The organism is Variovorax sp. PBL-H6 (genome assembly GCF_901827155.1).
Taxonomy (GTDB): Bacteria; Pseudomonadota; Gammaproteobacteria; order Burkholderiales; family Burkholderiaceae_C; genus Variovorax.
The window spans coordinates 4,877,540-4,902,535 of the sequence record NZ_LR594659.1 but is presented as its reverse complement, the minus strand read 5'-3'; the positions used below and the strand labels follow the sequence as shown (position 1 = coordinate 4,902,535).

The following is a 24,996-nucleotide window of genomic DNA, read 5'->3' as shown; positions in this document are numbered from 1 at the left end:
GCCATGCGGGTGCTAATATTTGTAAGCAACCCTTACACACCTTGACTCGCTCATTCAATCAGCAATTCGACCAGCACGGCGCCTGGCGGCGCAACTTCGCGCACCGCCTCAAGTGGCTGGCCCGCTGGCTCGACGAGAACGAACTGCTCGATCAGAGCGTGGCGGAGCGTTTGCGCGAACTCGAATCGCAAATGCGCACCAGCAAGGTCATGGTCGCGTTCGTGGCCGAGTTTTCACGCGGCAAGTCCGAGCTGATCAATGCGATCTTCTTTGCTGCGTACGGACGCCGCATCATGCCGGCGAGCGCGGGCCGCACGACGATGTGCCCGACCGAGCTGGGCTACGACGCCGGCGTTGCGCCCTGCCTGCGGCTCTTGCCCATCGAAACCCGGCTGGAGCCGCATTCGCTCGCACATTGGCGCGACAAGCCAGAGCACTGGACCGAGATCCCGATTGACGTCGAAGACGCCGAGCAGCTCTCGCAGACCATGAGCAAGGTGGCCGAGGTCCGGCGCGTGCCGCTGGCCGAGGCGCGCTCACTGGGCTTCTGGAGCGACGAATCGCCCGACGACAATCCCGTGCCCGATGGCGAGGGCCAGCTCGAGATTCCGCGGTGGCGGCATGCGTTGCTGAACATGCCGCATCCCTTGCTCGAGCAGGGCCTCGTCATCCTGGACACCCCGGGCCTCAACGCCATCGGCGCCGAGCCCGAGTTGACGGTGAGCCTGATTCCGCAGGCCCACGCCGTGGTCTTCATCCTCGCCGCGGACACTGGCGTGACCCGTTCCGACCTCGCCATCTGGCGCGAGCACCTGATCACTGAGGGCGATCCGGGCGAGACCCGCATCGTGGTGCTCAACAAGATCGACACGATGTGGGACACGCTGAGCACGCCGGCCCAGATCGATGCGCAGATCCAGCGTCAGCGCAAGGGCGCTGCCGAACTGCTGGGCGTGCCGCTCACGCAGGTGCTTCCGGTGTCGGCGCAAAAGGGCCTGCAGGCCAAGATCCGCCGCGACGTGCCTTTGCTGCAGGCGAGCCGACTGCCGGCGCTGGAGTCCGTGCTGGGCGAAGGCCTGCTCGGCAAACGCGAGCGCATGCTGCGGTTGGCCGTCGACGCCGGCATCTCGGCCTTGCATGCCGAGGCAGCGCGAATTCTCAAGGTGCGCCAGCGCGACCTGTCGGAGCAGGCGCTCGAGCTACAGGGCCTGCGCGGCAAGAACGTCTCGGTCATCCGCCACATGCGCACCCGCATCGAGCAGGAGCAGGCCGAGTTCGAGGGCAGCAACACCCGCATCCTGGCGCTGCGGTCGGTGCAGGGCAAGTTGCTGCGCGAGGTCTACGCAGTGCTCGGCAGTACGGCCCTCAAGGCCGACATGGCTCGCCTGTCCTCGTCTCTCAAACGGCCCGGCATCAAGTTCAACGTGCGCAAGGTGTACGGTGCGACTTTCGACGCATTGCGCAACAACCTGCGCGAGGTGCAGGCGACCACCGCCGAGATCCAGTCGATGCTGCACGCCACCTTCCGCCAGCTGAATGCCGAGCACGGCTTCGCGCTCCAGGCGCCGGCAGAGCCAGACCTGACGAGCTTTCAGGAGCAGCTGATCCAGATCGAGCGCAGCCACATCCACTATCTCGGCATCGGCAATGTGCTGAAGCTCGCGCAACCCGACTTCTGCGACAAGCTCGTGCGCGCGCTGGCCAGTCGGCTGCGCGTGGTCAACGAGGCGGCCATGACCGAGGTGGAGCGCTGGAGCAAGGGCGCCGGCGCCCAGCTCGACACGCAGCTCAAGGAGCGCCGCCGCAACTTCACCAAACGAATCGAGACCGTCGAGCGCATCCAGAGCGCCGCTGGCAATCTTGACGAGCGCCTGGCCGAGCTTGCCACTCAGGAGGCGGGCCTGGCCGAGCTGCACGTGCGCCTGCGCGAGTTCACGGCGCTGTTGACGAGCAATGAGGCGCCCTCAGCGGCTGCCGCGCGCGGCGAACTCAGTGCCGCTTGAAGACCGGGAGTCGGCGGCCCCTGGGCTGCCTGAGGACTTCGCCACGCGGGTGGTGGCATGGCAGCGCAGCCACGGGCGCAGCGAGCTGCCGTGGCAGAACACCCAGGACCCGTTCCGCGTGTGGCTTTCGGAAGTCATGCTCCAGCAGACCCAGGTCTCGACCGTGCTGGGTTACTTCGCCCGCTTTCTCGACCGCTTTCCGTCGGTTCAGGCCTTGGCTGCGGGCAGCGAAGACGAGGTGCTCGGCCTGTGGAGCGGCCTGGGCTACTACAGCCGAGCGCGCAACATGCATCGGTGCGCCCAGGACGTGGTGTCGCGCTTCGGCGGCGTCTTCCCGCGAACGGCGGCCGAGCTGCAGACGCTGCCCGGTATCGGCCGTTCCACCGCCGCCGCCATCGCCGCTTTCTGCTTCGGCGAGCGCGTCGCGATCCTCGACGGCAACGTCAAGCGTGTGCTGACGCGAGTGCTGGGCTTTGAAGGCGACCTGGCGTCGGCCGCACAGGAGAAAGCGCTCTGGGCGCTGGCGACGGACCTGCTGCCGCCGCCCGCTCAGCGGGATGCCATGGCCGGATACACGCAGGGGCTGATGGACCTGGGCGCGACCGTCTGCCTGCCGCGCAAGCCCAGCTGCATGATCTGCCCGGCCAGCGAGCTGTGCCTGGGACGGCGAGCGGGCGCGCCGGAGCGCTTTCCGGTCAAGACGCGCAAGCTGCGGCGCAGCGCGCAATCGCTTTGGATGCTGAAGGCATTCGACCGGAAGGGGCGCATATGGCTGGAAAAGCGTCCGCCGCGCGGGATCTGGGCCGGCCTCTACTGCCTGCCGGTTTACGAGAGCCGTGCCTTGCTGCTGGACGAGCTTGCGCCCGATGCGCATGGTGCCGCGCAGGACGACCCGGCCTTCCTGCACGTGCTCACGCACAAGGACCTGCACCTGCATCCGGTGTCTGTCGCGTATGCGGCGGAGCGCCCGCCGACTGCGTCGGGAAGCTGGTTCGAGGCCGGCGAATGGCCAGTGCTCGGTCTGCCGGCGCCAGTGCGCAAGCTGCTCGCGGCCAGCGACTAGCTCAAGGCGTCCAGCTCGCGGTGACGCTTGAGGGCGGCCCAGCGTCTGCTGAAGCCGCGGGCCAGCTGTTCCACCAGGAAAACCGAGCGGTGCTGCCCGCCGGTGCACCCGATCGCCACCGTCACATAGCTGCGATGGTCGCGCGCCAACGCATCGAGCCAGCGATCAAGGAATTGCTCGATGTCGCTTTGCATGCGCGCGACGTCATCGTGCTCGCGCAGCCACTCGATGACGGGCACGTCCCGGCCGGTCAAAGGCCGCAGCGTGGGCACGTAGTGCGGGTTGGGAAGCATGCGCACGTCGAACACGTAGTCGGCATCGAGGGGCACGCCGCGCTTGAAGGCGAAGGACTCGAAAACCAATGTGAGTGCGCTCTCGGGCGCGGCAATCAGTGCCTTGATGTAGCTCTGCAGCTGCGCCGGCCGGATGATGCTGGTGTCGATCACGTCCGCACCGTCGCGCAACTCGGCCAGCAACTCGCGTTCGAGCTCGATGGCCTGCACGAGGACGCGCTGCTGCTCCGGCGCATCCGTGCGGCCATCGTTGCGCGACAGGGGATGGCGGCGCCGCGTTTCCGAATAGCGTCGCACCAGCGCGTCGGTGGTCGAGTCGAGAAACAGCGAACGCAGCGACACGCCCTCGTTGCGCAGGCGCTCGAGCTGCTGCGGCACCAGCGGCAGCGAAATGCCGCTGCGCACATCCATCGCGATCGCCACGCGTCCTGCCTGTTGCTCGCGCTGCAGGGCGATGAAGGGCATGAGGAGCTCGGGCGGCAGGTTGTCGACGCAGTAGTAGCCTGCGTCTTCGAGTGCGTGCAGGGCGACCGACTTGCCCGAGCCGGACATCCCGGTGATCAGCACCAGCTCCAGGCTTGCTGGAGTGCCTTCGTTTTCGACTGCGGTGCTGTCCGCTTTCGGAACGGCCGTGTGGCTCATGCAGGAACCTCCGGCGTCTTCTTGCCCAGCATTTCTCGCGCATGCGCGAGCGAGGTCTGGGACACGCGCTCGCCGCCCAGCATGCGGGCGATCTCGCGGGTGCGGTTGTCGTCGTCGAGCGTCGACACGCTGCTCTCGGTTCGAACGCCGCCCAGGCTTTTTGCGCTCGTCTGCTGCTTGGCGACCAGCAGGTGGTGATCTGCGCAGGCAGCCACCTGCGGCAGATGGGTGACCGCAAGTACCTGGCGATCGCGGCCCAACTGCTTCATGAGGCGGCCGACGGTCTCGGCCACTGCGCCGCCGACCCCGGCGTCAACCTCGTCGAAGATCAGGGTCTGCGCGGCGCCGAGCTGGCTTGTCGTGACCGCGATCGCCAGCGCGATGCGCGAGAGCTCGCCGCCGGAGGCGACCTTGCCGATTGCGCGTGGCGTGCTGCCCGGATGGCCCGCGACCAGGAAGGCCACGTCCTCCAACCCATGGCGGGCAGGCTCGGCCAGCGTTTCCAGCGCGACCTCGAAGCGCCCGCCCTGCATGCCGAGGCCCTGCATCGCCTGGGTCACGGCCTGTGCCAGCCGCGGGGCCGCCTGCTTCCGGGCCTTGCTCAAGGCCCTGGCGGCCTTCGTGTAGGCCTGTTGCGCCGCGTTCTCGGCGCGCTCCAGCGCTTCCAGATCACTTTGCGCATCCAAGGCCTGCAGGTCGGCCTGCCAGCTCGCGAGCAGCGAAGGAAGCTCGGCCGGCGTGCGCTTGTAGCGGCGGGCGAGCGACATCCACAGGCCCATCCGCTCGTCGAGTTCGGCAAGCCGCTGCGGGTCCGCGTCGGCTTGGCGCAAATAGCCGTGCAGGGAGTGCGCGGCATCCGAAGCCTGAGCCACGCTCGAAGCCAGCACTTCGCCCAATTCCTTGAAGGCAGGCTCGATATGCTCGCAGTTCTGCAGCAGCGTGACGGCCCGGTTCAGCGCGGCCAGGGCACCGCTCTCGTCGTCTTCCAGCGCGCCGCAGGCGCCTTCGGCGGCGTCGATGAGCGCCTGCGCATTGGATATACGGGTGTGGCTCGCCGCGAGCTCTTCCCACTCATCGGCACCCGGGGCGAGCTTCATGACCTCGCCCACTTGCCATTGGAGGCGTTCGCGCTCGCGCTGCAGCGAATCCTGGGCCGAGCGCGCCTTGTCCAGCGCTGTGACAGCGTGACGCCACCCTTGCCAAGCCTGCGCGAGAGCCGCAACTGCATCTTCGGCGCCGGCATAGGCGTCGAGCAGCCGGCGCACCGCCTCGGGGCGCGTCAGGCTTTGCCACGCGTGCTGGCCGTGGATGTCGAGGAGCCGGTCGCCGAGTTCGCGCAGTTGCGTTGCCGTCGCGGGGCTGCCGTTGATCCAGCCGCGGCTTCGGCCTTGGAGATCAACCGTCCGGCGCAGCAGCAACGCATCGCCGGCCTCGAAGCCGCCTTCGTCCAGCCAACCGGCGAGAGCAGGCTCGCTATCGAACTCGGCGCTGACGTCGAGGCGCTCCGCGCCTTCGCGAACCGCGCTGGCGTCCGCACGATTGCCGAGGGCCAATTGAAGCGCGTCGATCAGGATCGACTTGCCGGCGCCGGTCTCGCCGGTCAGCACGGTGAAGCCGGTGGCCAGATCGAGTTCGAGCGCGCGCACAATCACAAAATCGCGCAAGGCGATGCGTCGCAGTGCCATGTCAGTGCCCGCTCGAAATACTGAAGGGCGCAACATGCGCCCGGGAGCGGTGGCGAACAGATTGAGCATGCGGGCTCACTGGAGTGCCTTCGCCTTTGGCTACAGTGCTTTTCGCCGTCGAGGCGGCCGTGCGGCTCATGGATCAGGAACCTCCTTCGTTCCAGTGCAGTTTCTTGCGCAAGGTGTCGAAATAGCTCCAGCCCCGGGGGTGCAGGAAACGTACGCGGTAGTCGGAGCGCCGCACCACGATCTGGTCGCCGATTGCCATGGTTGCCAGCGACTGCATGTCGAAATTGGCGCTCGCGTCCCGGCCGCCGACCAGTTCGATCGAGACCTCGTCCGCGTCCGGCAGCAGGATCGGGCGGTTGGAGAGCGAGTGCGGTGCGATCGGCACCATCACCCAGCCCGGCACAGCCGGATGCAGAAGCGGGCCGCCGGCCGATAGTGCGTAGGCGGTGGAGCCGGTAGGCGACGCGATGATCATGCCGTCGGCGCGATGGTTGGCGACGAAGTGATGCCCCACCGAAACCCGGAGTTCGACCATGCCCGAGGTTGCGCCGCGGTTGACGACCACGTCGTTCATGGCAAGCGCATTGAATACGGAGGCGCCTTTGCGCACCACCTTCGCCTGCATGAGGCTTCGGTGGTCTTCCTCGTAGTCGCCGGCCAGCATCGGGATCAGCGTGGTCTGGTAGTCGTTCAGCGCAATGTCGGTAATGAAGCCCAGCCGCCCACGATTGATGCCGATCAACGGCAGGCCGTAGCATGCCAGTTGGCGCCCGATGCCGAGCATCGTTCCATCGCCGCCCACCACCAGGCCAAGATCGCATTGCCGGCCGATCTCCTCGACAGACAGGGCGGCGTAGCGAGTCCGCTGCGGCTCGCCGTCTTCCCCCTGCTCGACGAAGACCTCGCAGCCCTGAGATTCGAGGAACGCCCCGATGCCCTCCATGATCTCGTCCAGCGCGCCGGCTGGCGCCCGCGCGCCAGATGCCTGGTACTTGCCGATCAATGCGACGCGCCGGAAGCTGGATGTCATCGGTAAATTACAACACTAAAATCTTTCGATGCTGGACGATCGCGCCAAGTTGCTGCTCAAGACGCTGGTAGAGCGTTACATCGCCGAAGGGCAACCGGTGGGCTCCCGTACGCTCTCCCGAGCTTCGGGGCTCGAGCTCTCGCCTGCGACCATTCGCAATGTCATGTCGGACCTGGAGGGGCTTGGGCTCATTGCCAGTCCTCACACTTCGGCAGGACGCATTCCAACGGCGCGGGGCTATCGCCTGTTCGTCGACACCATGCTGACGGCACAGCGCGAGCAGTTCGCGGCTCCCAGCCTGCCGCCCGACCAGCCGCAGAAGGTGATCGCCAATGCGGCGCATTTGCTCTCGAACCTGTCGCAGTTCGTCGGCGTGGTCATGGCGCCGCGACGCGCCTCGGTATTCCGGCAGATCGAATTCCTGCGCCTGTCAGACCGTCGATTGCTGGTGATCATCGTCGCACCCGACGGCGACGTGCAGAACCGTGTGATCTTTCCCGAGGTCGACTATTCGCAATCGCAGCTGGTCGAAGCCTCGAACTACATCAATGCGCATTTCGCCGGCCTGTCCATCGAACAGGTGCGCGACCGGCTGCAGTCCGAAATGGAGCAACTGCGCGGAGAGATTGCCGCCCTCATGCAGGCAGCGGTGCAGGTCAGTTCGGAGGTGATGACGGAGGCGCAGGACGAAGTGGTGATCGCGGGCGAGCGCAACCTGTTCTCAGTCACCGATTTCTCCAGCGACATGAGCCATCTGCGCAGAGCTTTCGAGCTCTTCGAGCAGAAAGCGCAGCTGCTTCGCCTGCTGGACGTATCAAGCCAGGCCGAGGGCGTTCGGATCTTCATCGGCGGGGAAAGCCAGGTCGTGCCTTTCGACGACCTCTCGATCGTCAGCGCGAACTACGAGGTCGATGGCGAGGTGGTGGGAACACTCGGCGTCATCGGGCCGACGCGCATGCCTTACGAGCGCATGATCCAGATCGTCGACATCACGTCGAAGCTGGTCAGCAATGCGCTGAGCCACCGCAAATAGACAAGGGCGAGCCGCCCACTAGAATCCCGGCTGCGTGGGCCGTTAGCTCAGCTGGTTAGAGCAGCGGACTCATAATCCGTTGGTCGATGGTTCAAGCCCATCACGGCCTACCACCGCACTGCGTCGTCCCCCGGTACAGCTCTGCGGGCATGCTATACTCGCAAGCTGTGCGGCTGTAGCTCAGTTGGATAGAGTACTTGGCTACGAACCAAGGGGTCGTGGGTTCGAATCCTGCCAGCCGCACCACCAACAAGAAAGCCTGCAACGAGAGTTGCAGGCTTTTTTCCTTTGGAGCTTCAGGCCATGAGCAAGGCATTCACCAAAGAGAACGACGCGGACGACGACGACGATGACGGCACGGCCGGCGTGCCGCCGCTCCCCGCCGGCGGCAAGAACTACATCACGCCGCAAGGCTATGCGCGTCTGCGCGACGAGTTGCTCGAATTGATGGACGTCGAGCGGCCGAAGGTGGTCGAGGCGGTTCACTGGGCGGCCAAGAACGGTGACCGATCCGAGAATGGCGACTACCTCTACGGAAAGAAGCGCTTGCGCGAGATCGACCGGCGCATCCGCTTCCTGACCAAGCGACTCGAGGTCGCCGAGGTGACGGATCCATCCGTCCACCATGGCCGCGACCAGATCTTCTTCGGTGCCACTGTTCGCTACACGGACGAGACAGGCGATGAGCGGCAGCTGACCATCATTGGCATCGATGAAGCCGAGAGCGCGCACGGACAGGTGAGCTGGATTTCCCCGATCGCCAGGGCTCTGCTGAAGGCGCGTGAAGGCGATGTAGTCAAGTTGGCAACGCCGGGAGGCGTGCACGAGATCGAGGTGCTGTCGGTCAGCTATCCGCCACCATCGTCCGCCGTGGGCTGAGCCTCAGGAAGCCGGAACGGTCCGCGAGGCGGCGAGCACGGAAGGAGTACGTCGCGCAGCCCGCAGCACGGCCTCGAGGTGAGTCCGGTCGCGCACCGCGATCACGAAGCGCAGGTCGGTGGAGTCCTGCGGCGTCTCGTCGGCCATCTCCACATGCGTGATGTCGGCCTCGGCATCCGCCAACGTGGCGGCGACCCGCGCCAGCACACCCTTGTCGTTGCGCACGGTGATGACCACGCCAGTCTCGAAAGTGCGCACCGGTTCGTCCGCCCATTCGACGGCGAAGAAGCGTTCGCTGTCCTTGTGCCGCAGGCGCTGCCCGACGCCGCAAGCTTCGGTATGCACCACCAGGCCTTCGCCGTGGCCGAGATAACCTACGATCGGATCATCGGGAATGGGCCGGCAGCACAGCGCGAAGCGCACGGAGGAGTTCTCGCTGCCGTCCAGTGTGACGGCGCCCTGGGAGACGGCCTCGTGGGCGGTGAAGCGCTCGCGGCTCAGCATCAGTGCGTCCGGCTTTTCGCCGCGTTCTGCCAGCAGCCCCATCAGCCGCTTGGCGACGATGGTGGCGATGCGCTTGCCCAAGCCGATGTCGGTCAGCAACTCCGAGCGGGTGCGGTTGCCGGTGAAGCGCAAGAGCTTTTCCCAGATCTGCTGGTGCTCGTCGTCATCCTCCGGCAGGTTCCCGAGGCCCTCCGCGCGCAGGGCCTGCGCCAGCAGCTTTTCACCCAATCCTTCCGACTCGGCATGCGCGAGGGTCTTCAGGTAGTGGCGGATTTTCGAGCGTGCGCGGCCGGTGCGTACGAAGCCAAGCCACGCCGGATTGGGCGTCGAAACGGGTGCGGTGATGACTTCCACCACGTCGCCGTTCTTGAGCTCGGTGCGCAGCGGAACCTGGTCCCCGTTGATGCGCGCGGCCGAAGTGTGGTCGCCGATGTTGCTGTGGATGGCATAGGCGAAGTCGACCACCGTCGCACCGCGCGGCAACGCCAGGATCTGGCTCTTTGGCGTGAAGACGTAGACAGCATCAGGGAAGAGATCGACCTTGACGTGGTCCCAGAATTCGGCAGCGTCGCGTGTTTCGTCCTGAATGTCGAGCAGCGATTGCAGCCATTTGGTGCCCAGCCTCTCGCCGGTCGCCGCGCTCGGTTCGGACGCCTTGTAGAGCCAGTGGGCGGCCACGCCGGACTCGGCCACGACGTGCATGGCTTCGGTACGCAGCTGGAATTCGACGCTCACACCCGCCGGCCCCACCAGCGTGGTGTGCAGCGACTGGTAGCCATTCAGCTTCGCAATGGCAATGTGGTCCTTGAACTTGCCCGGCAGCGGCTTGTACATCTGGTGCAGGATGCCCAGACCGGTATAGCAGGCGATCACCGACGGCACGATGAGGCGAAAGCCGTAGATATCGGTCACCTGGGCGAAGCTCAGGTGCTTTTCTTCCATCTTGCGATAGATGGAATAGAGCGTTTTTTCGCGGCCGGCGATCCGCACGCTCATGCTGGCTGCCGCGAAGGCGGTTTCCAGTTCCTGCTGTACCTTCTGGATCAGGTCACGGCGCCGTCCGCGTGCCTTGGCAACCGCCTTCGCGAGGATCGCGTAGCGCCAGGGACGCAGGTGCCGAAAAGACAGATCCTGCAGTTCCCGGTAGGTCTGGTTGAGCCCGAGCCGGTGCGCAATCGGCGCGTAAATGTCGAGGGTCTCGCTGGAGATCCGGGCCCACTTCTCGCGCGGGGCATCTTCGAGCGTCCGCATGTTGTGCGTGCGGTCGGCCAGCTTGACCAGGATGACGCGCACGTCACGCGCCATCGCCAGCAGCATCTTGCGAAAGGACTCGGCCTGGTTCTCCTCGCGGGTGTTGAAGCGCAGCTTGTCGAGCTTTGTGAGGCCATCGACCAATTCAGCCACTGGCGCGCCGAAGCGCTCGATCAGCTCCGACTTGGTGACGCCGCAATCCTCGATCGCATCGTGGAGCAGGGCGGCCATGAGCGCCTGCGCATCGAGCTTCCATTCCGCACACTGCGCGGCCACGGCGATCGGATGAGTGATGTACGGTTCGCCGCTGTTGCGCAGCTGGCCCAGATGCGCCTCGTCGGCAAAGCGGTAGGCGCGGCGCACCTGCTCGACGTCTTCGGCGCTCAGGTAATCGAGCCGATCGGTGAGCGCGGCGAAGCTGGCGGCAGCTGCATTCAGCGCCGCCGGACTCGGCCTGGGCGTGCCTTTGGGGGCACCTGACTGGGGCTTGACAACCGCGCTCATGCTTGTCACTTTAGCTTGGCGACTGGTTAGATGTCTTTGTGCAATAAAAAAGCACCGCGTTGCGGTGCTTCTTTGTTGCAGGTGTGCGTCAGCTCAACCGGGGACCTTCTTGAGCATTTCGAGCCCGATCTTGCCTTCGGCGATTTCTCGCAGGGCCGTGACGCCAGGCTTGTTCTTGCTCTCGATCTTCGGCGCATGACCTTGGCTCAGCATGCGCGCACGGTAGGTGGCGGCCAGCACGAGCTGGAAGCGGTTCGGGATGTGTTGCAGGCAGTCTTCGACGGTGATGCGGGCCATTTGGGTCTTTCGGCTTACAGGCGAGGCCTGGTCGGGATCATGGAATGTTCAGGGCAGCGAAGGTGTCGGCACGCGCGCGGCGCTGTGCGGAATACCGGAGCCGCTGAGCGTGGACGATCGCCTTCAGGTCGAAAAGTGCGCGCTCAAATAACTCATTGATTATAACGAAGTCGAATTCGTTGGCACGCGCCATCTCCTCGGCGGCATTCCGCAAACGCAGCTCGATCACTTCGGCGCTGTCTTCGCCGCGCCGCTCGAGACGGGACCGCAGCTCTTCCCAGCTCGGTGGCAGGATGAAGATCATTACCGCGTTCGCAAAGGTCTTGCGGATCTGAATCGCACCCTGGAAGTCGATCTCCAGGATCACGTCGGCACCTTGGGCGATGCGATCCTCGATCGCCTTCTTCGAGGTGCCATAGCGCTGTCCGTGTACATGGGCCCACTCGACGAATGCTTCGGCCGCGACCATTGCATCGAATTCCGAAAGCGGGACAAAGAAGTATTCGCGGCCATGCTTCTCCTGGCCACGCGGTGCCCGTGTGGTGTGCGAGACGGAGGGCTGTACGGCGGAGTCCAGCTCCATCAAGGCCTTGACCAGGCTCGACTTGCCGGCGCCGCTGGGCGCCGCGACCACGAAGATGTTGCCGGGGTAGTCCATTCGCGCGTTCCCTGTTACTCGATGTTTTGAACTTGCTCGCGCATCTGTTCGACCAGCACTTTCATGTCCACCCCGATGCGGGTGAGCTCCAGCGTGGCCGACTTGGATCCGAGAGTGTTGGCTTCGCGATGCAGCTCCTGAATCAGAAAGTCGAGGCGCTTGCCAATCTCGCCGCCCTTCTTCACCAGCCGCTCGATTTCATCCAGGTGTGAACCCAAGCGCGTGAGTTCTTCAGCGACGTCGATGCGGATGGCGAAGGCCGTGGCTTCCGCGAGCGCACGGTCCTGTGCGGCCTCCGGTGGAGTTCCGCCGCTCGCGCCCAGGGCTTCCTGCCAACGTTCGAGGAAGCGGTTGCGTTGCTGCTGGACGAGCTGGGGAACCAGCGGCAGCGCCTGCGCCACCAGGACGCGCAGTTGGGCCAGATGGTCCTGCAGCATCTTGGCGAGCCGTGCGCCCTCGCGCTCGCGTGCGGTCATCAGGTCCTTGAGCGTCTTCGTCGCCAGCCCCGAAAGCTCCGGGCCCCAGTCGCTGCGGGCGGCCGTTTCGCCGGCCGCCAGGCGCAACACGTCGGCCACGCTGAGCTCGCGCGCGGCGGGCAGCCAGGCTTGGATGCTGTCCTGCAGCCCATTGAGCCGCTGCAGCAGCTTGGTCGAAGGCTCGCCGATCCCCGCTGCGGCGCCGCTCTCGATTGCCGCGCGGACCTCGACCTTGCCGCGCTTGAGCTGGCCGGTCAGCAGCTCGCGCAGCATCGGCTCGTGCTGGCGCAGCTCTTCGGGCAGCTTGAACGTGAGGTCGAGAAAACGGCTGTTGACCGAGCGGATCTCGATTCCGAGCCGGCCCGCGCCGGGGGGGCGCGGCTCGGCGTCCGGGTGACCGCTGCCCGCGGCGGTCTGGCCGCTGGCATAGCCGGTCATGCTGTAAACTGGCATCGTGCCTCGCTCTTGAATTGGTGTGCACGCCCCGAGACGACGGCACCACCTTCGCTTGCCGCACTCCCGCCTTCGGGCGAAACTCCCGGATTATGTCAAAGGTCAAACCTTCGCCCTTGTTGCCAGACACGGTCATCGGCGGATATCGCGTCGTGCGGCGCATCTCGGCAGGTGGGTTCGGCGTGGTCTACCTCGCTGTCGACCACAGCGGCCAGCAGGTGGCGATCAAGGAATACCTCCCGTCTTCGCTCGCCACCCGCGGCACCGGCGAACTCGCGCCGCAAGTGCCGCCTGAGAAACTATCGCTTTACCGTTTGGGGCTCAAGAGCTTTTTCGAGGAAGGGCGTTCGCTCGCGCAGATCTCGCATGCCTCGGTGGTCAGCGTGCTCAATTTCTTCCGAGAGAACGAGACCGTCTACATGGTCATGAACTATCTGGAGGGCGCCACCCTGCAGGACTTCATCGTGACGGCGCGCGACCTCAAGAAGCAGAAGGTCTTTCGCGAATCCACCATCCGCTCCCTGTTCGACGAGATCCTGCGCGGCTTGCGAATCGTGCACCAGCACAAGATGCTCCATCTGGACATCAAGCCAGCCAATATCTTCGTGACCGATGATGACCGCGCCGTGATGATCGACTTCGGCGCCGCGCGCGAAGTGCTCTCCAAGGAAGGCAACTTCATCCGCCCGATGTACACCCCCGGCTTTGCGGCGCCCGAAATGTACCGCCGCGATTCCTCGATGGGCCCCTGGACCGACATCTACGCCATCGGCGCCTGCATCTATGCCTGCATGCAGGGCTATCCGCCCAACGACGCGCCGCAGCGCATCGAGAAAGACCGCCTCGGCCTGTCGCTCTCGCGCCTGCGCGGCATCTATTCGGACAACCTGATCGAGGTGGTCGAGTGGTGCATGTCGCTTGACCCGCTGTCGCGACCGCAATCGGTTTTTGCGCTGCAGAAGGAGCTCAGCCGTGAAGGCGAGCGCCGCTATACCAAGCTCACGGTCAGCGAGAAGGTGCGGCTGTCGATCGACAATATGCGTTCCTTCGAAAAGAAGGGCCTGCCCAAAGCGGCGGCTCCGACCACGCGTCCGGCATGATGACCTCCCACGTTGCTAACTTCCCGAGGCGGGTGCTGTGAAATTTTCCGTCTTCCAGGTCAGCCGCAAAGGCGGCCGTCTCAAGAACGAAGACCGCATGGGCTACTGCTACACGCGCGAATCGGGCCTGTTCGTGCTGGCCGACGGCATGGGCGGGCATCCGGAAGGCGAGGTGGCCGCCCAGATGGCGCTGCAGACCATCGCGGCGCTGTACCAGCGAGAGGCGCGGCCGATGGTGAAGGATGTGAAGGCCTTTCTCACGGCTTCGGTGATGGCTGCGCACCAGCAGATCATGCGTTACGCAGGCAACAAGGGCATGCTCGACACGCCCCGCACAACCGTGGTGGTGGCGGTCCTGCAAGGCACCACCGCTACCTGGATCCACTGCGGAGACTCCCGTCTCTACGTGGTTCGCGACGGCGAGCTGCTGACGCGCACGCGCGACCACTCCCATGCCGAGCGGCCGCGCACCGGCGGAGCCACCGGCGCCGAAATCGTCAACCGCAACCTGCTGCTGACCTGCCTGGGCTCGCCCACCACGCCCCTGTTCGACATCTCCGCTCCGCTGCAGCTGCAGCGTGGCGATCGCATCATGCTGTGCTCCGACGGGCTGTGGGGCGTGCTGGACGAGAGCCTGATCGTGCGCAGCCTGTCGTCCGGCAAGCCCGTGTCCGACGTTGCGCCCGATCTCGCCGAAATGGCCTTGCGCAACGGCGGCACCCACAGCGACAACGTCACGCTGATCGCGCTCGAATGGGAGACGCCGGATGCGACAGGCCAGACGCGGGGCGTATCCACCGACAGCATCAGCGATGGCGTCTTCGCCTCCACCATCCAGGCGGGCATGCCCTCCGACAGCGAGCTCGACGATCTCGACGAAGATGCCATCGAGCGCTCGATCGCCGAGATCAACGAAGCCATCAAGCGCTCCTCCGCAGCGCGCAAGCCCTGATCCGTTCTCTTTTTCCTGGGTTGACATGACAGTTTTCGTACGAAGCGGCGACCGTGCCGCTGACCAGCTGCGTCCGGTGCGCATCACCCGCGGTTTCACCATCCACGCCGAGGGCTCGGTGCTGATCGAGTTCGGGCAGACGCGCGTGCTCTGCACCGCCTCCGTCGAGGAAAAGGTGCCGCCGCACAAGCGCGGCAGCGGCGAGGGCTGGGTCACGGCCGAGTACGGCATGCTGCCGCGAGCCACCCACACCCGCAGCGATCGCGAGGCCGCGCGCGGCAAGCAGAGTGGCCGCACCCAGGAAATCCAGCGCCTCATCGGCCGCTCGATGCGCGCCGTCTTCGACCTCGCTGCCCTTGGCGAGCGCACCATCCATCTCGACTGCGACGTGCTCCAGGCCGACGGCGGCACGCGCACGGCGGCCATCACCGGCGCCTTCGTGGCGGCGCAGGATGCAGTCAACAAGCTGCTGGCGGCCGGCACCCTCGCGGCTTCGCCGATCCGGGGCCACGTCGCCGCCGTGTCCGTCGGCATCGTGCAAGGCACTCCGCTGCTCGACCTCGAGTACATCGAGGATGCTGCGTGCGACACCGACATGAACGTGGTGATGACCGGCGCGGGGCATTTCGTGGAAGTGCAGGGCACGGCCGAAGGGGCAGCGTTCTCGCGCGACGAGATGAATGCATTGCTGCTGCTCGCCGAGAAGGGCATCGCCGAACTGACTGCGTTGCAGGCGCGGGCGCTGGCCGGCTGATCGGGCGAAGGCGCGATCCGGGGATTGCCGATGAAACTGGTTCTGGCCTCCAACAACGCCGGCAAGCTCACCGAGCTGCAGCAGCTGTTTGCGCCGCTCGGCGTCGAGCTCGTGCGACAGGCAGAGCTTGGCGTCGGCGAGGCCGAGGAGCCCTTCTTCACTTTCGTCGAGAACGCGCTGGCCAAGGCACGGCACGCCGCCGCGGCGACCGGCCTGCCGGCAATCGCCGACGATGCGGGCCTGTGCGTCGAGGCATTCGGCGGCCTGCCGGGCGTGGCCACCGCCTACTACGCCACGCGCTTCGGCTACGAGAAGGGCGACGCGAACAATGTTCGCGCGCTGCTCGAGCAGATGGCGGGCATCGACGATCGCCGCGCCGCGCTCGTCAGCACGCTCGTGGCGCTGCGCAGCCCCCGGGATCCCGAGCCGCTGATCGCTGTCGGACGTGCCGCGGGCCAGATCACCCGCGAGCCGATCGGCGAGAACGGGTTCGGCTTCGACCCTGTGATGTGGCTGCCGCAAGTCGGCAAGACCTTCGCCGAGCTGCCGCCCGAGCTGAAGAACGCCCACAGCCATCGCGGCCAGGCAGCGCGCGCGATGCTGGCCCTGATGCGGGAGCGCTGGCTGTGAGCCTCCCCATCCTGATCTCCGAAGAGCGCGCGCAGCCGCGCAGCGGCGACGCGGAGCGGGCAAACGACGTGCTGCATTGGATGCGCCCCGGCCCCCTTCAACTGTCGGCGCTGCCGCCGCTCTCGCTCTACGTGCACCTGCCCTGGTGCCTGCGCAAATGCCCCTACTGCGATTTCAACTCGCACGAGTGGCGCGGCGATGGCGCCGAGGCGCCCCTGCCCGAGCAGCGCTACCTGGACGCATTGGTCGCCGACCTCGACGCGGCCCTGCCGTTGGTCTGGGGCCGCAGCGTGCACAGCATCTTCATCGGCGGCGGCACCCCCAGCCTGTTCTCGCCGGCCACCATCGACCGCCTGCTCGGCGACCTGCGGGCGCGGCTCAAGCTGGTGCCCGAGTGCGAGATCACGCTGGAGGCCAATCCCGGCACCTTCGAGCGCGACCGCTTCCGCGGCTACCGCGCCGCCGGTGTCACCCGCCTCTCGGTGGGCGTGCAGAGCTTCAACGATGTGCACCTGAAGGCGCTCGGCCGGGTGCACGACCGCGCCCAGGCCATCGCGGCCATCGAGGAAGCGGCGGACGCCTTCGACACCTTCAACCTGGACCTCATGTACGCGCTGCCGGGCCAGACGCCCGATGAGCTCGACGCCGACCTGACCCAGGCGCTCGCGCTCGCGCCGCCGCATCTTTCGGTCTACCACCTCACGATCGAACCCAACACCTACTTCGCCAAGTTTCCGCCAAAGGTGCCGGAGGACGACATGGCCTACGACATGCTCGACCGCATCAGCGAGCGCACCGCGCAGCGGGGGCTGGAACGCTACGAGATCTCCGCCTACGCACGTGCCGGCCATCGCTGCGCGCACAACCTCAACTATTGGCAGTTCGGCGACTACCTCGGCATCGGCGCCGGTGCGCACAGCAAGCTGAGCTTTGCGCATCGCATCGTGCGGCAGGTCCGCTTTCGCGAGCCGCGCCTCTACATGGATAACGCGCTTGCCGACCGTGCGGTCGCGCAGAGCGACGAGGTCGGCATCAGCGAGTTACCCTTCGAGTTCATGCTCAACGCGCTGCGCCTGAAGCACGGTTTCACGCTGGCGCAGTTCGGCGAGCGCACCGGCCTGGCGGTTACCGCGATCCAGCGCGGGCTCGAGGACGCCGAGCGCAAGGGCCTGATCGAACGCGACCTCGCCCGCGTCTGGCCCACCTCCCGCGGCCTGGACTTCCTCAGCGACCTGCAGGCCATCTTCCTTCCCGAGAGCTGAGACCACCAGCGCTGCCATGCCGACCCGAACCTTGCCGGAAGAAGAAGTCATCAAGCGTCGATCCCGCGGACGGCCGAGCCCCGAGCAGGCCGCCGCACTGCGGGAAGCCTTTCTTGGCGCTGCGCTGAAATCCTTCCTCGAGCACGGCTACGCCGCCACGAGCATCGAGGCCGTCGCGCGCGATGCCGGAGTGGCCAAGATCACCATCTACCGCCAGTTCGAGAACAAGGAGGCTTTGTTCCGCGAGGTCGTCCACCGTGCGGTGAGCAGCGCCCGCGAGACGATGCAGGCCACGCTCGTGCGCTCCGACGCTGATGAAAGACAGGTGCTGCTCGACCTCGTGGAGCGCATGTACCTGGGCGCCACCGAGCCCCAGACCCTGGCTCTGCTGCGCCTCGTGATCGCCGAGGCCGTGCGCTTTCCGGAGCTCGCGAAATCGCTCTACGCCGAGAACAGCTATGTGCTTGCCCCGGTGGTCGAGTACCTGGCCGAGGCGAACCGTGGTGGCAAGCTGCATGTGCCAGATCCCCAACTGGCCGCGGTGCAGCTCTCGACGCTGGCCTTCGGCGGGGTGCGCTTCTTCATCTCCAAGCCGCTGGCCGGCGCCGAGGAGCGCCGCGCGTGGGCCGAAGGCGTGGTGGATCTGGTGTTGCGCGGCTGGCTGCCCGCGCCCGCCGCTGTCGAGCGCGACGGGCCGAGTGAAGCCAGCAGCTAAAATCGCCGACTTGCGGAGAGTTGGGTGAGTGGTTTAAACCAGCAGTCTTGAAAACTGCCGACGGGCAACCGTCCGTGAGTTCGAATCTCACACTCTCCGCCAGATTCGGGCAGCCTGCCGTCGATCAGCCAAGGTCGGTGTCGCAGCAGCACCTGGGCTTCCGCTGCCGTGCAACATGCAGAACAACCTCAAGAACCTCGGCAACATCGACACTCCCTCGGCCATTGTGTCGCTGCAGCGCATGCAACAGAACATCGCCCGCATGCAGCAGCGGGCGAACGCGCTGGGCGTGCGCTTTCGCCCGCATGTGAAGACCACCAAATGCGCCAATGTGGTCGCCGCCCAGCTTGATGCCGGCGCGGCAGGCATCACGGTGTCGACGCTGAAAGAGGCCGATCAATTCTTTGGCCACGGTGTGACCGACATCCTCTATGCCGTCGGCATGGCGCCCCACCGGCTCCCGCATGCGCTGGACCTGCGCCAGCGCGGCTGTGCGCTGCAGATCCTGACGGACAGCGTCGAGGGCGCACGGGCCATCGCCGAATACGGCCGCCAACACGGGCACGCTTTCGAGGTGCTCATCGAAATCGACACCGACGGCCACCGCTCCGGCATCAAGCCGGCCGAGGACGTCCTGCTCGATGTCGGCCGCGAGTTGCACGAGGGCGGCATGCGCCTGGCGGGCGTGCTGACGCATGCGGGCTCCAGCTACGAACTGCACACGCCTCAGGCCCTTGCCGCGCTTGCCGAGCAGGAACGCGCCGGCTGCGTGCATGCCGCACAACGCCTTCGCGCAGGAGGCCTGCCGTGCCCCATCGTGTCGGTGGGCTCCACGCCCACTGCGCTGGAAGCGGCGTCGCTGGAGGGAGTCACCGAGCTGCGCGCCGGGGTTTATGTGTTCTTCGACCTCGTGATGCGCAACGTCGGCGTCTGCAGCACCGAAGATATCGCCCTGACCGTGCTCACCACTGTGATTGGGCACCAGGCAGACAAGGGCTGGGCCATCGTCGATGCAGGCTGGATGGCCATGAGCCGCGACCGGGGCACGGCCAGGCAGCAGCGTGACTACGGCTATGGCCAGGTGTGCACGATGGACGGAGTGCCGATAGAGGGCTACCTGCTGTCGGCGGCCAACCAGGAGCACGGCATCCTGTCGCGAGAGGGCTCTGCAGACAAGGACATCGTGGCGCGCTTCCCGACCGGAAGCCGGCTGCGGATACTGCCCAACCATGCCTGCGCCACCGGCGCGCAGTTTCCCGCCTACGAGGCGCTGGCCGCGGATGGCATGGTGCAAACCTGGGAGCGCCTTCATGGCTGGTGAAAACGCGGCTCAACCGAAGCGCACCTCCGGCCCGTCGATGTGTCGATGCTTGCGCTGGCCAAGCCAGGCGGCGACTACAGCCGTGCTGCCGTTGGCGGCGGGCCGCCAAGCTCGGCCGGTCATCGCCGCTCGGGAACCTTGGGGCAGGTTCGAGAACCCAAACCACCATCTTTCTCCGAGGTCGACCACCGACCTTCTTGCCCTGGTTGGCAACAGCCAGGGCTTTCTCGTGAGGGGGGCCAGTCCGTGCCGCGGCAGCGCCCAAAGAGACTGCCGCCGGCAGGCCTATTGGCTGGCATTCCGACGAGCGGCGCGCACATAATTGCGCCGCGGCCGTGCCGGGACCGCCTCTCCTTTACGCGATGAAAGGTCTGCGGCGCCACGACGCAGAGCCAGGGTTTCCGTTTCTCCGGCGCAAGGACGACCACGATGAGCTCATTGCAGAAGTTGCTGCCGGCCTGCGAGCCGGCGCGCAGCGAGGCCTTGGCCTTGCTCGCCAAGGCGCATCATCTTCCGCGGCACCTGGTCAAGGGCATTGCAAGCCGCGGCTTGGCCGCTGTCGGCGTGCCGCAGCACCAGCAACAACTGCCACAGCAGCCGGAGCCCGTGCCAAGCCCGAAGTCGCCAGAAGCGCCGCTCCAGGCCAGCTGATCCCGACATCTCTCATGGCGCACCGGCCGCATTCCACGAATGCGGTTCGGCGCTATCGTGTGCCGCCTCTCAGATCAGGGGCGCACTGGCTTCCTTGAGCACCCGCAGCACGAAGTGCGACTGGCTGTGGCGGATGCCCGGTATCTTGTAGAGCCGCTCGCGCAGCAGGCGCTCGTAATCTCGCGTGTCGCGAACCGCAATGCGGATGTAGTAGTCGTAGTCGCCTGAGACCAGGTACGCCTCCTGGACCTCCGGGATGCTTGCCAGCACGCGGCCGAATTCGTACAGCGTCTCGTCGCTGTGGCTTTCCAGCGTGAGCTGCACGATCACGGAGTCCTGGTAGCCCAGCTTGGCCGCGTCCACATCGACCGTGTAGCGCTTGATCACGCCGCTGGCCTCCAGCTTCTTGATGCGGCTCCAGCAAGCGGTGGCCCCCAAGCCGACCTCGGCCCCGATCTCCTGCAATGTCTTGCGCGAGTCGTGCAGCAGCACGCGAAGGATCGCCATGTCGATTTTGTCAAAAAGTTCTTCGCTGTTACCTGTCTTTTTTCGATTGATATTCAAGAAGACCGCCAAATCCATCAAACAAACGAAGCACATTCTGCCCCCAAGGCGGAAAAATCGACGCATGCAATCTCTTGTTCCCATGCCGGCGCTTCTCTCGCTGCGCAACGGCGCCCAGGCAGTGCTTCAGACGCTGGTCGAGTGCGGTGTCGACACGGTCTTTGGCTACCCCGGCGGCGCGGCGCTGCCCCTCTACGACGCGCTCTTCGACGAGCCGCGGCTGCGCCATGTGCTGGTGCGGCACGAGCAGGCCGCCGTGCACGCGGCGGAGGGCTATGCGCGCAGCACCGGCAAGGTCGGAGTGGTGCTCGTCACCTCCGGTCCCGGCGTGGGCAATACGATGACGGGCCTGCTCGACGCGATCAGCGATTCAGTGCCGATCCTGTGCATCAGCGGTCAGGTCGCGACCGCGGTGATCGGCACGGATGCCTTCCAGGAAAGCGACGCCCTCGGCATGTCGCGGCCGGTGACCAAATGGAACCACCAAGTGCGCTCGGCGGAGGAGATCCCGTCCCGCATTCGCTTCGCGCTGGAAGTCGCGGCGGGTGGCCGGCCCGGGCCGGTGCTGCTCGACGTGCCCAAGGATGTGCAGCAGGCGCTGCTCGGCCGCGAGGCCGACGAGGATGCAGCGGTGCGTCGGTACCGCAGCGGCGCCGACGCCCGGCTGCCGCGAACCAGCCTGGCGCGCGCCGCCGATCTGCTGTCCACCGCGCGCCGGCCCGTGCTTTACGGCGGTGGAGGCCTGGTCAACGCCGGGCCGGACGCCTGCAAGGCTTTCGCCACGCTGGTGCGCCGGCTCGACGCGCCCTGCACACTGACACTGATGGGCTTGGGCGCGTTTCCGGCCTCCGACCCACGCTTCCTCGGCATGCTGGGGATGCACGGCACCCTGCAGGCCAACCTGGCCATGCATGAAGCCGACCTGGTGCTCTGCGTCGGCGCGCGCTTCGACGATCGCGTGACCGGTAAGGTGGCCGAGTTTTGCCCGCAGGCGCGCAAGATCCACATCGACATCGATCCGGCGAGTATCGACAAGGTCGTCAAGGTCGACGTGCCGATGGTCGGAGACTGCGGCACGGTGCTGGACGCGCTGCTCGCCACACCCGCTCTCGGCGAGCTGGCCCCCGAGCGCCTTGCGCCCTGGTGGAAGCGCATCGAGGGCTGGCGCTCGCGGCGCTGCCTGGATTTCGCGCCGCGTTGCGATGTGATCCTGCCGCAGCAGTTGATGGTCTCGCTGCAAGAGGCGCTCGCCGGCCGCGATGCCATCGTCTCCACCGATGTCGGCCAGCATCAGATGTGGGCCGCGCAGTACCTGCGCTTCGAGGGCCCGCGGCGGTGGCTGACCTCGGGAGGCGCCGGGACCATGGGCTACGGCTTGCCCGCCGCCATCGGCGCGCAGATCGCGCACCCCGAGGCGCTCACCGTCTGCGTGAGCGGCGACGCCTCGGTGCTGATGAACATCCAGGAGCTCTCCACCGCCGTACAGCACCGCGCCCCCGTCAAGCTGGTGCTCTGCAACAACGGCTACATGGGGATGGTGCGCCAGTGGCAGGAGCTCAACCACGGCAACCGCCTGAGCCACAGCTGGAACGAGGCACTGCCCGACTTCGTTGCGCTGGCTCGGGCCTTCGGCTGGGGCGCGCGGCGTGTGGCCGATCCGGCCGAACTGCACGACGCCCTCGCGGAATGCCTGAACTACCCCGGCCCGTTCTTCCTCGACGTGCAGGTGGCGGCGCAAGAGAACTGTTTCCCGATGATTCCCGCGGGGCAGGGCCACCACCGCGTGATGCTGGCCAAAGGCACGTGGTACGAAGAGGCGCCGACCTGATCAGCTCGCCACGCGTGCCTGGAAATCCGTGCTCCGCAGGCAGATCTCTACCCGGGGGTTTTCGCGATAACGGGCCGTTGCCAGCGCGTCGATGGAATCAGCGTTCCGGTCGTAAGTTCGTACCAGTTCCAGTTCGCCGTCCGCCGCCTGGAAGCGGGCGTGCAGCGCCTCTTCGTCGATCTTTGCAATGATGCGGGCGCCGTCGTACCCGTCGGGGTAGATGGCGAACTGGACGCTGCCGGCTGCAGGAAGGAAGATTGCTTCAGAGGCCATAGGAACTTTGGTATTCGTTCTGGCAGTATCTGTTTTTCGGTCGACGCAAAAAATACGCCAGATGGTCTATATGGCCAACAAGCTGTGACGTATTTCACATTCGCCGCGCTTTTGGATCGCCGAAGCGGCGGGCACCGGTCCATCGACCGAGTTGCGAAGCGGTCGCCCTTGTCAGTGCTCGGCCAGCATCCCTCGGTCCTCGATGAAGGAGACCACCGCGTCCAGCCCGTCCTTGGTCTTGAGGTTGGTCATCACGAAGGGCCGCTGCTTGCGCATGCGCCTGGTGTCGGCTTCCATCACGCCGAGGTCGGCCCCCACATAGGGCGCAAGATCGGTCTTGTTGATCACGAACAGGTCGCTCTTGGTGATGCCTGGACCGCCCTTGCGTGGGATTTTCTCGCCGGCTGCAACGTCGATCACGTAGATGGTGAGGTCGCTGAGCTCGGGGCTGAAGGTGGCCGCCAGGTTGTCGCCGCCGCTCTCGACGAAGACCACGTCCGCATCGGGAAACTCGGCCAGCATGCGGTCGATGGCCTCGAGGTTGATCGAGGCGTCCTCGCGGATCGCGGTGTGCGGACAGCCGCCGGTCTCCACGCCCATGATGCGCTCCGCAGGCAGCGCGCCCGCCACTGTGAGCAGGCGCTGGTCTTCCTTGGTGTAGATGTCGTTGGTGATGGCGATCAGGTCGTACTTGTCGCGCATCGCCTTGCAGAGCATTTCCAGCAGGGTGGTCTTGCCGGAGCCGACCGGGCCACCGATGCCCACGCGAAGGGGCGGCAGTCTCTTGGTGCGATGGGGGATGTGGTGCAGGGCGGAGCTCATGGCGGGGTTGGGATCAGCTTCGAAAAAGGCGCGAGTACTGCGTTTCGTGGCGCGCCGACAGAACGGCGAGCATGGGAGAGAAGGCCTGGCGCTCATCATCCGCCAGCGCGAGGGCCCGGTCCACTGCACCGGGAATGTCGGCGGCCAGGCGGCCGAGGATGCGCTGGCCCGCGCTCTGGCCCAGCGGCACGGCCCTGACGGCAGCAGCCGCCATGTTTTCGGCCCAGCCGAAGGCGAAGGTGAGGCAGGCGTCGCGCGTTGGCGCCTCGGTGCGGCTGGCCGCAAAGGCGAAGGCGATCGGATAGCTCGCGGGCAGAGTCTCGAAGACATCGGCGGCATCGGCGTGCCGCAGCTTGAGCCATTCGACGAACGAACGCCCCATCTGTTCGGTCTGCAGCCGGAACTCGGCCGATTCGCGGGTCTGGAACACCCAGTCGTTGAGATCGCGGATGCGTGCGAGCTCGCCGTTGCGCCAGGCACCGATGGCCTGGGCGACGACGGCCAGGTCGCCGCGCGCCAGGCTCAGGTGCAGCTGGTCGACCAGCCAGCCGGCCGCTGATTCCTCGTTCCCGATGCCGGCCCATTCGATGGCCGCCTCCAGGCCTTCCGAATAGGAGAAGCCGCCCACCGGCAGCGCCGGCGAGGCCAGCCAGATCAGCTGCAGCAGGCTGGCCGCGGGCAGGGAGCCCGGCGCGTCAGCCATCAATTCGAATGGCCGCGGCCATGCGCGTGATCGTGCGAGTTGCCGTGGTGATCGTGGCCGTGATCGTCCGCGGGCGCCGCGGCGTAGGCATCCGGATGCAGCACCGGCCCGACCGGCGCGGCACCGTGCGAGTGGCCCTGCGCCCCATAGGCGCCGCCTTCGGGCTCGAAGGCCTCCTCGGCCTCGCGCACGATCAGGTGCATCGAGCGCAGCATGGCCGCCAGCACGTGATCGGGCTCGATCTTCAGGTGGTCGGGCTTGAGCTCGATGGGCACGTGCCGGTTGCCCAGGTGATAGGCCGCGCGCATGAGGTCGAAGGGCTTGCCGTGCTCGCTGCAGTGCGTGATGACCAGCACCGGCTGCCTTGCCGCGGTCACCTTGATCAACGAGCCGTCTTCCCCCACGAGCACGTCGCCGCCGCGCACCAACGTCCCTCGCGGCAGGAACACGCCGAGCTGGCGGCCCTGCGAGTCGGTCGCGTCGAAGCGGCTTTTCTGGCGCACGTCCCAGTCGAGTTCGACGGTGGCGGCGCGTTTCAGGAGCACGGACGCGAGGCCGCCGCCCTGGGGCATGAGTTTATTGGCTGTGAGCATGTCAACTGGTAAAGAATACGGTACTGCGCGCGTTAGCGGAGAGCGACA

General features: G+C 66.3%; 25 protein-coding genes and 3 tRNA genes. 16 read left to right on the top strand and 12 right to left on the bottom strand.

The features are described from left to right. The first annotated feature begins 41 nt into the window (after nt 1-41). Nucleotides 42-2,003, top strand: a complete 1,962-nt coding sequence (locus G3W89_RS23245; protein ID WP_162576370.1) for a dynamin family protein — start codon at nt 42-44, stop codon at nt 2,001-2,003. A gap of 25 nt (nt 2,004-2,028) precedes the next feature. Then, nucleotides 2,029-3,066: an A/G-specific adenine glycosylase gene (mutY, locus tag G3W89_RS23240; protein WP_232076851.1), complete on the top strand. Its 1,038-nt coding sequence runs from the start codon at nt 2,029-2,031 to the stop codon at nt 3,064-3,066. On the opposite strand, the gene rapZ is transcribed toward mutY, so the two are convergent. From rapZ to G3W89_RS23225, 3 genes are all read right to left on the bottom strand, one after another. Next, nucleotides 3,063-4,001: an RNase adapter RapZ gene (gene rapZ / locus G3W89_RS23235; RefSeq protein ID WP_162576368.1), complete on the bottom strand. Its 939-nt coding sequence runs from the start codon at nt 3,999-4,001 to the stop codon at nt 3,063-3,065. The two genes, mutY and rapZ, sit on opposite strands and share 4 nt — an antisense overlap. After that, nucleotides 3,998-5,686: a DNA repair protein RecN gene (gene recN, locus G3W89_RS23230; protein ID WP_162576367.1), complete on the bottom strand. Its 1,689-nt coding sequence runs from the start codon at nt 5,684-5,686 to the stop codon at nt 3,998-4,000. Before recN ends, rapZ begins: the two co-directional genes overlap by 4 nt. A gap of 142 nt (nt 5,687-5,828) precedes the next feature. After that, nucleotides 5,829-6,725, bottom strand: coding sequence for an NAD kinase (locus G3W89_RS23225; RefSeq protein ID WP_162576366.1), 897 nt, complete (start codon nt 6,723-6,725; stop codon nt 5,829-5,831). Between the two features lie 28 nt (nt 6,726-6,753). Between G3W89_RS23225 and hrcA the strand changes: the two genes are divergently transcribed. The 4 genes from hrcA to greB all read left to right on the top strand — a co-directional run bounded on the left by hrcA (nt 6,754) and on the right by greB (nt 8,637). Then, nucleotides 6,754-7,758: a heat-inducible transcriptional repressor HrcA gene (hrcA, locus tag G3W89_RS23220; protein ID WP_162576365.1), complete on the top strand. Its 1,005-nt coding sequence runs from the start codon at nt 6,754-6,756 to the stop codon at nt 7,756-7,758. A 36-nt stretch (nt 7,759-7,794) separates the two neighbouring features. Beyond that, nucleotides 7,795-7,871 (top strand) — tRNA-Ile (locus G3W89_RS23215). A gap of 56 nt (nt 7,872-7,927) precedes the next feature. Beyond that, nucleotides 7,928-8,004 (top strand) — tRNA-Arg (locus G3W89_RS23210). A gap of 57 nt (nt 8,005-8,061) precedes the next feature. Then, the gene (gene greB, locus G3W89_RS23205; protein ID WP_162576364.1) at nt 8,062-8,637 is read left to right on the top strand and encodes a transcription elongation factor GreB; all 576 of its coding nucleotides are present in this window, start codon (nt 8,062-8,064) and stop codon (nt 8,635-8,637) included. 3 nt (nt 8,638-8,640) lie between these two features. Here the strand turns inward: greB and G3W89_RS23200 are convergent, their stop codons facing one another. The 4 genes from G3W89_RS23200 to G3W89_RS23185 form a co-directional block, all read right to left on the bottom strand. Continuing rightward, complete coding sequence (locus tag G3W89_RS23200; RefSeq protein WP_162576363.1) at nt 8,641-10,896, bottom strand: RelA/SpoT family protein; 2,256 nt, start codon at nt 10,894-10,896, stop codon at nt 8,641-8,643. A 93-nt stretch (nt 10,897-10,989) separates the two neighbouring features. Further along, nucleotides 10,990-11,193 (bottom strand): DNA-directed RNA polymerase subunit omega, encoded by a 204-nt coding sequence (gene rpoZ, locus G3W89_RS23195; protein ID WP_028249368.1) that lies wholly within the window; start codon nt 11,191-11,193, stop codon nt 10,990-10,992. Nucleotides 11,194-11,230: 37 nt separating this feature from the next. Next, on the bottom strand, nt 11,231-11,851 hold the full coding sequence (gene gmk, locus G3W89_RS23190; RefSeq protein ID WP_162576362.1) for a guanylate kinase: 621 nt from the start codon (nt 11,849-11,851) through the stop codon (nt 11,231-11,233). 14 nt (nt 11,852-11,865) lie between these two features. Further along, on the bottom strand, nt 11,866-12,780 hold the full coding sequence (locus tag G3W89_RS23185; RefSeq protein ID WP_162576361.1) for a YicC/YloC family endoribonuclease: 915 nt from the start codon (nt 12,778-12,780) through the stop codon (nt 11,866-11,868). Between the two features lie 92 nt (nt 12,781-12,872). On the opposite strand from G3W89_RS23185, the gene G3W89_RS23180 reads away from it, so the two are divergent. The 9 genes from G3W89_RS23180 (at nt 12,873) to G3W89_RS23140 (ending at nt 20,165) form a co-directional block, all read left to right on the top strand. Then, entirely contained in the window at nt 12,873-13,880 is a 1,008-nt protein-coding gene (locus G3W89_RS23180; RefSeq protein WP_068681569.1) for a serine/threonine protein kinase, read from the top strand. 37 nt (nt 13,881-13,917) lie between these two features. Further along, the gene (locus G3W89_RS23175) at nt 13,918-14,832 is read left to right on the top strand and encodes a PP2C family protein-serine/threonine phosphatase (RefSeq protein ID WP_162576360.1); all 915 of its coding nucleotides are present in this window, start codon (nt 13,918-13,920) and stop codon (nt 14,830-14,832) included. A gap of 25 nt (nt 14,833-14,857) precedes the next feature. Beyond that, entirely contained in the window at nt 14,858-15,586 is a 729-nt protein-coding gene (gene rph / locus G3W89_RS23170) for a ribonuclease PH (protein WP_162576359.1), read from the top strand. Between the two features lie 30 nt (nt 15,587-15,616). After that, complete coding sequence (rdgB, locus tag G3W89_RS23165) at nt 15,617-16,216, top strand: RdgB/HAM1 family non-canonical purine NTP pyrophosphatase (protein ID WP_162576358.1); 600 nt, start codon at nt 15,617-15,619, stop codon at nt 16,214-16,216. Nucleotides 16,217-16,296: 80 nt separating this feature from the next. Then, nucleotides 16,297-17,478, top strand: a complete 1,182-nt coding sequence (gene hemW, locus G3W89_RS23160; RefSeq protein ID WP_162577617.1) for a radical SAM family heme chaperone HemW — start codon at nt 16,297-16,299, stop codon at nt 17,476-17,478. Nucleotides 17,479-17,494: 16 nt separating this feature from the next. Further along, on the top strand, nt 17,495-18,193 hold the full coding sequence (locus tag G3W89_RS23155) for a TetR/AcrR family transcriptional regulator (RefSeq protein WP_162576357.1): 699 nt from the start codon (nt 17,495-17,497) through the stop codon (nt 18,191-18,193). A 14-nt stretch (nt 18,194-18,207) separates the two neighbouring features. Next, a tRNA-Ser gene (locus G3W89_RS23150) sits at nt 18,208-18,295 on the top strand. Between the two features lie 73 nt (nt 18,296-18,368). Beyond that, nucleotides 18,369-19,514 carry a DSD1 family PLP-dependent enzyme gene (locus tag G3W89_RS23145; protein ID WP_162576356.1) on the top strand — a complete coding sequence of 382 codons (1,146 nt, stop codon included), beginning with the start codon at nt 18,369-18,371 and terminating at the stop codon, nt 19,512-19,514. Between the two features lie 429 nt (nt 19,515-19,943). Next, nucleotides 19,944-20,165 carry a hypothetical protein gene (locus tag G3W89_RS23140; protein ID WP_162572184.1) on the top strand — a complete coding sequence of 74 codons (222 nt, stop codon included), beginning with the start codon at nt 19,944-19,946 and terminating at the stop codon, nt 20,163-20,165. Nucleotides 20,166-20,234: 69 nt separating this feature from the next. On the opposite strand, the gene G3W89_RS23135 is transcribed toward G3W89_RS23140, so the two are convergent. Continuing rightward, the gene (locus tag G3W89_RS23135; protein WP_162576355.1) at nt 20,235-20,672 is read right to left on the bottom strand and encodes an Lrp/AsnC family transcriptional regulator; all 438 of its coding nucleotides are present in this window, start codon (nt 20,670-20,672) and stop codon (nt 20,235-20,237) included. A 121-nt stretch (nt 20,673-20,793) separates the two neighbouring features. On the opposite strand from G3W89_RS23135, the gene ilvB reads away from it, so the two are divergent. Further along, complete coding sequence (gene ilvB, locus G3W89_RS23130; RefSeq protein ID WP_162576354.1) at nt 20,794-22,557, top strand: biosynthetic-type acetolactate synthase large subunit; 1,764 nt, start codon at nt 20,794-20,796, stop codon at nt 22,555-22,557. Here ilvB and G3W89_RS23125 read toward each other — a convergent pair whose 3' ends face one another. From G3W89_RS23125 to ureE, 4 genes are all read right to left on the bottom strand, one after another. Further along, a complete protein-coding gene (locus tag G3W89_RS23125; protein ID WP_162576353.1) occupies nt 22,558-22,830 on the bottom strand; it encodes a hypothetical protein in 273 nt (90 codons plus the stop codon). 171 nt (nt 22,831-23,001) lie between these two features. After that, nucleotides 23,002-23,652 (bottom strand): urease accessory protein UreG, encoded by a 651-nt coding sequence (ureG, locus tag G3W89_RS23120; RefSeq protein ID WP_162576352.1) that lies wholly within the window; start codon nt 23,650-23,652, stop codon nt 23,002-23,004. Nucleotides 23,653-23,665: 13 nt separating this feature from the next. After that, nucleotides 23,666-24,355: an urease accessory protein UreF gene (locus tag G3W89_RS23115; protein WP_162576351.1), complete on the bottom strand. Its 690-nt coding sequence runs from the start codon at nt 24,353-24,355 to the stop codon at nt 23,666-23,668. Next, the gene (gene ureE / locus G3W89_RS23110) at nt 24,355-24,948 is read right to left on the bottom strand and encodes an urease accessory protein UreE (RefSeq protein WP_162576350.1); all 594 of its coding nucleotides are present in this window, start codon (nt 24,946-24,948) and stop codon (nt 24,355-24,357) included. The genes G3W89_RS23115 and ureE overlap by 1 nt, the downstream gene beginning before the upstream one ends. Between the last annotated feature and the right edge of the window lie 48 nt (nt 24,949-24,996).